This window comes from Desulfobacula sp. (genome assembly GCF_030611305.1).
Taxonomy (GTDB): Bacteria; Desulfobacterota; Desulfobacteria; order Desulfobacterales; family Desulfobacteraceae; genus Desulfobacula.
Window position 1 is genome coordinate 1 of record NZ_JAUWQB010000127.1, and the last position, 7,514, is coordinate 7,514.

At 45.7% G+C, this 7,514-nt stretch carries 8 protein-coding genes; 3 read left to right on the forward strand and 5 right to left on the reverse strand.

Going from position 1 to position 7,514, the window contains the following annotated elements; genetic code table 11:
• Window positions 1–189 (forward strand): hypothetical protein (locus QAI40_RS16240; protein WP_304511831.1); only part of this gene is annotated, 189 nt, incomplete at its 5' end.
• A gap of 79 nt (window positions 190–268) precedes the next feature.
• Window positions 269–712: a hypothetical protein gene (locus QAI40_RS16245; protein WP_299983777.1), complete on the forward strand. Its 444-nt coding sequence runs from the start codon at window positions 269–271 to the stop codon at window positions 710–712.
• 116 nt (window positions 713–828) lie between these two features.
• On the opposite strand, the gene QAI40_RS16250 is transcribed toward QAI40_RS16245, so the two are convergent.
• From QAI40_RS16250 to QAI40_RS16270, 5 genes are all read right to left on the reverse strand, one after another.
• Window positions 829–2,109 (reverse strand): NAD(P)/FAD-dependent oxidoreductase, encoded by a 1,281-nt coding sequence (locus QAI40_RS16250; RefSeq protein ID WP_299983775.1) that lies wholly within the window; start codon window positions 2,107–2,109, stop codon window positions 829–831.
• Between the two features lie 85 nt (window positions 2,110–2,194).
• Window positions 2,195–3,505: a TRAP transporter large permease gene (locus QAI40_RS16255; protein ID WP_299983773.1), complete on the reverse strand. Its 1,311-nt coding sequence runs from the start codon at window positions 3,503–3,505 to the stop codon at window positions 2,195–2,197.
• Entirely contained in the window at window positions 3,502–4,008 is a 507-nt protein-coding gene (locus QAI40_RS16260; protein ID WP_299983771.1) for a TRAP transporter small permease subunit, read from the reverse strand. Before QAI40_RS16260 ends, QAI40_RS16255 begins: the two co-directional genes overlap by 4 nt.
• Before the next feature lie 87 nt (window positions 4,009–4,095).
• On the reverse strand, window positions 4,096–5,148 hold the full coding sequence (locus QAI40_RS16265; protein ID WP_299983769.1) for a TRAP transporter substrate-binding protein: 1,053 nt from the start codon (window positions 5,146–5,148) through the stop codon (window positions 4,096–4,098).
• A 97-nt stretch (window positions 5,149–5,245) separates the two neighbouring features.
• On the reverse strand, window positions 5,246–5,980 hold the full coding sequence (locus tag QAI40_RS16270; protein WP_299983767.1) for an aspartate/glutamate racemase family protein: 735 nt from the start codon (window positions 5,978–5,980) through the stop codon (window positions 5,246–5,248).
• A 391-nt stretch (window positions 5,981–6,371) separates the two neighbouring features.
• Between QAI40_RS16270 and QAI40_RS16275 the strand changes: the two genes are divergently transcribed.
• On the forward strand, window positions 6,372–7,025 hold the full coding sequence (locus QAI40_RS16275) for a GntR family transcriptional regulator (protein ID WP_299983765.1): 654 nt from the start codon (window positions 6,372–6,374) through the stop codon (window positions 7,023–7,025).
• The last annotated feature ends 489 nt before the right edge of the window (window positions 7,026–7,514 follow it).

Below are 7,514 nucleotides of genomic sequence, written 5' to 3' on the forward strand. Positions count from 1 at the left end.
AGGCATACTAATCCCCTTCCAGGGGTAAACCCAAAGCCTGGCCCTCAGGGCCAGGATATTTACTCTAAAATATTCGTTGAATACAATAGCGTATCAGCAGAATTAGAAGAAAACAAAGGTGTTTTCCCAATATTAATGGGCGAATGCTTTTTTTTTATTTTAATTTTGGGAAGAAAAAATAAAAATTAACAACGCACCTAAACTTAAGCTGTTCCATGATTTAAATAAATTTTCAACTTATGTACATGAATTAAGGAGGATGGATAGAATGAGTGAAATTATCAAAAAGACAGTTTTCGTTTTTACGGTTGTTATAGCCCTTGGCGGGAGTGCTTGGGGTGGTTGGTTCCAATTTGAACCCAATATTGTTCTTTTAAATGGGACTGCTGTAGCTCAAGAACTCAAGCATATTGAAAAAGAAAATGATTGCATCACAAATGGAGATGTGGTCGGAGCAAAGCAATTAATAATAGACAAGAAGGTTTTTATCGTTAAAGCTGAAAACGGTGGGAATGGGGTCCCTGTTGAATATGTCAGCTATAAGGAATACAAAGACAGTCTTTTTGTTAGAATCAAATATCAAAGCGGGACCAAAACTTGGGCAAACATGCTTGGCCTTGCCTGTGAAGGAGAAAACGGGAAGGAAAGGCGTGTCACTAAACTAGATCTGGATAAAGGAGAATTTGGGCCATTATCAAATGTGACCCGATAAACGTTATCAGTTGAGTTGCTGTAGACCGGATCTAAACCTTGTCATTTAGCTGTAAATGGCAAGGTAAAAAAAACATATATGAATCCAGGTCAAAACAAAAGTCTGGATCCCAAAATTCAAATCCTTCGCTGGATAAAATGATACAATCTTGCACCTGTTTCATAAAAGAGTCCCCAAAGGTTTCGAGACCATATCGGTTCAATTTTTGAAACCGGCAACGGGATATCTTCCGGGGAGCCCCCTGTAATATACTCGGCCAGAAGTTTTCCAAACACGGTCCCGGGACCAATACCCCGGCCATTATAACTTGTGATCATGGCCATGTTTTTATCCAGCACATGGAATCTTGGAATATGGTTGGTGGTCATGGCAAATCTGCCATGCCAGCCATATTCGAGCTGTGTATCTCCAACCTGGGGAAATGTTTTTGAAATCGTTCTTTTTACCCAGTTTTCGTGCAGATCATAGGCAAAGCCTTCCACCGTCCCTACACTGCCTACAATAAGACGTCCGGCAGCATCCAGGCGATAGGAAGACAGAATCAGATTGGTATCCCAGGCACCCTGGCGCTCAGGCAGTATAGTTTCCAGAACATCTTTTGAAAGTGGCGGCGTGGCAAACTGGAAAAAACTCATCGACACCATTGATTTTTTATATGATTTAAATACATAACCCGGATATGCATGAACCGCAATGATAACTGACTTTGCAGCCAATGTTCCTGTCGGGGTGTCTAATTTCCATCCATCCCTGGTCTTTTCAAATCCGACCACAGGGGATTGGTTATATAATTGCGCCCCGGCCTTCAATGCTGCATTGGCAAGCCCGTAAGCATAGGCCAGAGGCTGAATGGTTCCGGCACGTTTATCAAGCAACGCCCCATAAAAAGAATTGCTGCCGGTCTTGGAAGCCGCCTCATCCCGCTCAAGAAGCCTTACCGGCGCTCCACGTTTCAACCACTGAGCTTCCCGCTGCTGAAGTGCTTTATATCCTTTTTTGGAATCTGCACAATGAAGGGTTCCGTTGCGAAGGGCTTCACATTCAATTCCATGTTCTTTAATCAAATCAAACACAAGATCAGGAGAATCACCAAGGACATCAATGAGTTTTTCTCCATATTCACGACCGGCAAGCCTAAGCAACTCTTCAGGCATAAGCCAGAGTCCTGCATTAACAAGCCCCACATTACGCCCGGCTCCGCCATACCCGATATCTTCCGCCTCAAGGACAACGCTCTCTTTACCCGTTTTTGCAAGATGCAGGGCAGCAGAAAGGCCTGTATACCCGCCCCCAATGATGGCAATGTCGGTTCTTTGATCTCCCTGCAGGGGAGTCAACCGGGGTCTGGGAGGTGCCGTGGCCGCCCAAAGACCGTGAGTGATATTCTTGTCTTTCATGTTTTCTCCTGATAAATGCAATATATTTTTGAAAGTCGCTCCTGGTTTTCATCAAATTTTCTTATAAACCTATCTTTACCTTCCCCTATCCAAAGAGCAGATTGGGAAGCCACATGACAACCTCGGGATACAGGAGAATAAAGATAACCACCGCCAGCTGTATCAGGACAAAGGGTAAAATGGAGCGGTAGATATCCCCCATACTCACCTCGGGAGGAGCCACTCCCTTCATATAAAACAGGCAGAACCCGAAGGGCGGGGTCAGATAATCCATCTGAACCTGGGTCATGAAAAGAACACCGAACCAGACCGGATCATAGCCCAGCTGAACAATGACGGGCAGGAATACCGGAACCGTGATCATCACCTGAGTGATCTCATCCAGGAAAAAACCCAGAACGATCATGACGGCCAGTATGAAGCCGAAGATCAAGACCGGATTATCGAAATCCATCAGGAAATCGGCGATAAGGTCTTGGCCGCCGGTCCGAAAAAAAATGCTGGTGAAGCAGGCGGCGCCGAAAAGGATCCACATGATCATCCCGGTGATGCTCATGGCCCGCACAGCAGCGTCGCTGAGCATGGCCCGGTTAAGCCTTCGGTTGATCAGTGCGCTGACCAGAGCGCCGGCAACCCCGACGGCAGCGGCTTCAGTAGGAGAGGCGATCCCAGCGAAGATGGTGCCTAAAACCGCACCAACCACCGCGATGGGAAGAATAAGCCCCTTGGAAAGGATAATCAGTTCCTTTAACGGGACTCTTTTTTCCTTGGGCAGGGCCGGCGCATAGTGGGGCTGCAAAAAGCACCGTATGGCGATGTAGGTCAAAAACGATCCCACAAGGATGAAACCGGGGACGATTCCTCCGGCAAACAGCTTGCCGATGGAGACCCGGGCCACCATCCCGTAGACGATCAGGGAAATACTAGGCGGGATAAGAAGCCCCAGGGCCCCTCCTGCCAGAATGGGCCCGATGGCGATACTCTTGTGGTAGCCCTGTTTAAGCATAATGGGCAGGGCGATAATGCCCATGGTGACCACCGCGGTGGTGGTGACTCCGGACATGGCAGCAATAATGGCGCAAATCAGCACCGTGCCCATGGATAATCCGCCACGGACCGGTCCCAGTGCCTGGTACATAAACGCATAAAGGTCTTCAGCAACACCTGATTTCTCCAGTAAGCAGGCCATTAAAATAAAAAGGGGCATGGCAATGAGAACCATGCTGGACATCATGCCGAAAATATTGGTGGCAACAAACGGTAACGTCTGGGATCCGAAGAAGAAAAAGGCAGTGATGATGGCGCTGCTGGACAGGGTAAAGGCCATGGGGAACCCGGTGATCAGACCGATCAGCAGGCCGCCGACAAGAGTCAGAACAGGTAGTAATTCCGTCATGATAATTCCTTCCCTGTAAAAGCAAGATTAAGGGTTCGGATATATTGGGCCAGGCCCTGTAAAAGCATCAGAAAAGCAGCCAATGGAACAGTCAGCTTGACCGGCCACAAAGGAGAGGCCCAGGGGGAAGGAGATACTGTCTGTTTTAACTCAAAGGCACGCATACCGATGTGAAGCCCATGCCAGAATAGCAGGCCAATGAACATAAAAAAAAGAGGATAGGTAAAGCAGTCAATAATGGCCCGCCCCCTTTTTGAGAAGATGTTGTATACAAGATCTATTTTGACATGCTCATCATGCAGGAGTACATAGGGCCCTGCGAGCACGGCATAGGCACCGAAAAAATGGAGTGCCAGCTCGTGGCACCAGATGGTCGGCGCGTTGAACGCAAACCTCATGATAACATCGTACAGCAGAAAAAAGGCAAGAAAAAAGATCAAAACACTGATCAGCCTTCCGCTCCATTCGCTGACGGAATCTATTATGGCCAAGATTTGTCTCATTGTATTTCCCTCTTTATTAGAAATCAAAATTAAGCATCCATAAAGACGCCGCCCAAAGATGCGGGCGGCATCTTTTACAGGGGAGCGCTATTTCTTTTCCCAATACCCTTTTTCAATGGCCCATTTTTGTGTAATTTCAAAAATTTCTTTAAAGGCTGCGTCTTTAAAGTATTTTTCGGGTACAACTTCACTGGCTAGTCCGGACAATATACGGGCATCTTCCTCTGACCACTCAACAATTTCAATGCCTTTGTCCTTTACTACATTCCAGGCTTTTTGAATGGTTAATTCAGCCTGGAACTTGTTTCTTGCAGATCCGATTTCACAGGCGGCTTCCAGGATGGCTTTAAGATCATCAGGCAGAGCGTTCCAGGTTTTCAGGTTCACGATAAAGGCATCAGTGGCCGGACCCACGGCTGTGGGGTATTTGACCCAGTATTTGGTGACTTCATGAAAACCCATGTCCACCATGTCGGCTGCATGGGAAAAGGTGATGGCATCCACACCGCCGGTGGAGAGCATGGTATAAATTTCGGCGGCTGGGGTCCAGATAGTTCCGGCGCCCAGTTTCGCCAGCTGCAATGCAATGAGTTCAGAGGATCTGAACTTCAGGCCCTTGATGTCTTTGACCCCGCTGATGGGTTTCTTGGAAATCATCAGGTTGTCCAGGGTCCAATATACATTGCCCACAAGATGAACACCGTGCTTGGCATATTCCTGCCGTAAAAGCTTCATGATGCGCCCGTCTTCATACTCTTCATAGAGGTAACGCATCTCGGCGATGGTTTTAGGGGCTGCCATGCAGTCCCCATGGGTGAAAGTCACCGGGAGCTGTCCGGGGAAATATCCCGGCCAGATAAAGGTGGCCTGCATGACACCCATACCCACGGCATCCAGCTGTTCCGCCACGGGAACAATGGCTCCGGGAGCACTTGGTTTCATGACAATACGTCCGTCGGACATCCGATTAACATAATCAGACATATACGCGATGGTGTCCCAGCTGATTCCTGAAGGCAGCCAGGATGAGGGTTGCCATTTATAGGTTTTTGCAAATGCCGGCAGAGAAGAACCAACCACCAAAAAAGCGCCTGTCAGCGCGACCAGCAGACCCCGGGTAAACATACGTTGAATTTTCATCTAATCTCTCCTTGTAAAAAAGCTTTTGTGTATAAAACTCTGTACCTAAACGTTTAACTTATAACCTAAACTCACCTCCTTTTTTGTATGCCATGGCCTACATAAACCCGTTAAAGGGTGTACGAACAATGGTTGTATGCATGTAATTGATCATTGTAAAAAAATCAAACACCGGGAGACCCACCGCAGCTTGAACAGCATGGGCATATGGCGGCAAATCACTGCATTCAAGCAGAATGCTGCCGATATCCGGGTTTTGATTTACCAGTTCACTAGCCACAGCAACAACTTCGTCCTGGATTTTATCGGAATCCAGAGTTCCCTTTTCCTTGAGAACGGCATCCCTGAATTCCGGTTGGTTTTCCATGCCGGCGATTGCCAGCGGAAGTCCTTCAGAAACACCTGTGGATATAAAATGTTTGGGTTGAAGACAGGTGGAATCGGCTGTGATAATCCCCACTTTTTTCCCTGTTATTTGATACATAAACGGAAGCTGCAAAAGGGTTGATAAAAAAACAGGTATTTCCAGACTTTGGGCAACTTCCTGCTGGAAAAGGGCCATGAACCCGCATGCACCGGTAATCGCATGGACGCCGCTGTTATACAGTCTCTGGGCGGCATCAATAAATGGGGAGACCAGATCGGGATCCTGTTGATTCAACAGCCGGTCAATGGAGGCTCCTTCCACTTTTTCGTACCGGACAGGAAACGGAAATGTGCTGGCATTACCAACGTTTCCGGGAACACAAGGATAAGAGGCGTCCAGTATCAAAATGCCGATGGATTCTCCATACCAGGCCTGCTTTGGTCTGGTAACAGAAATTATCGCCATTAGACCCTCCTTTGTTTTAAAAACATATCACGAAAGCCAAACGTCAGTGATATTTTAGTGTCATGTTTTATAAAACTTCAATAATAGCATTAGTAGAATATCAGTGTTATGCTCAATGCGTAGCAATGATTTCTCAGCCTGTCAAGCATTGTTTTTTTTTAGCAGCCGAAGGTTTTGATTTTCATTCCAAGTACAGATCCCCCATAAAGGCGAGGTCCGTAAAGCTTGACCATTCCTGGGGCTGAGATCAGGCAGCCTTCCAAAAATTAAAAAAATAAACGGAAACACTAAAAAGGCTTGAGTTTATCCAGGCGGTGGGCTAAGTAATGAAACGCAAGTGGCATATCAATAAAATGACATAAAAACTTTAGTTAAAACTGAGTGCTTAGGAATGAAAGATAAAATTTATCAAACTATACGAGAACGAATTCTTTATTTAGAGTATAAACCAGGGCAGATTCTGAACGAGAATGTATTGGCAAAGGAATTCGAAGTGAGCCGATCGCCGATCAAGGATATACTCAACCGTCTGGAATGGGAACAATTAGTAAGAGTAATTCCTCGAACAGGGAGCATGGTCACTGAGATTGAATTCAGCCGGATCATGAATGTCTACCAGGTCCGGTTTGAGATGGAATCCTTTGAAAGCAATCTTGCAAAAGGAAATTTTTCTTCAAAACACAACAGACAACTTGAAGAGATGTATAATGCCTGCAACAGGCTCTTGGATGAAAAAGATACAAAAGCGCTGACAAAAATAGATATGGCCTTCAGGGACATCATCCATGAAGCCGCCGGGAATCCGGTTCTGGCAGATGTTTCCGATAAATTATATTCACAGACATTTCGGATCTGGTATAGTGTTCTGGCTCAAAATGGGTATCAGGATGAAGTGAAGGCCGTCCAAACAGAAGTGAAAAAATTCATGGACTGTCTGGCCTCCGGCAATACTGATGAACTCGTCGGGATCAGGAAAACTCAACTTTTCAATCATTTCGAACGCCTTCGCCATAAATTTCTTGGAGCTGTAACTATCTCAGCATAATCTGAACTCAACTGGCGGGTAAACGATGAATTTACAGATCGACTATTTAAGAACATTTATTGCTTTAGCCGAAGCGAAAAACTTCACTAAAACTTACAGAGGATAGCCCACAGGTCACTTTTGAATCATGAACTGCCCAGCCAATAACCTGTAGCCCACTGTCAATTTTTTTATTATAAAAATTACAGGGCAAGATTGGCTTGTAACAGCGGTTGAGGCTCATATAGTGGAATCAAAATTTCAAAACTGAAAAATATTCATATACCACATATTGGGGTTCCCGAATCTTGTCTGGACTGAGTCTTTGAAATACCAGTGAACGCTGTTGTTTTTCAACCCAAACCACATATAAATAGAGTACCAAGAGGAAATCAAGCATTATTTTGAATTTATTTTCAGGCCATACTCTCCCCATCCGATTTAATCGGTTTTTAAAAAACATGCATGAGACCGACTTAAATTTTAAAATCATAGATTCTCAAAATTTAG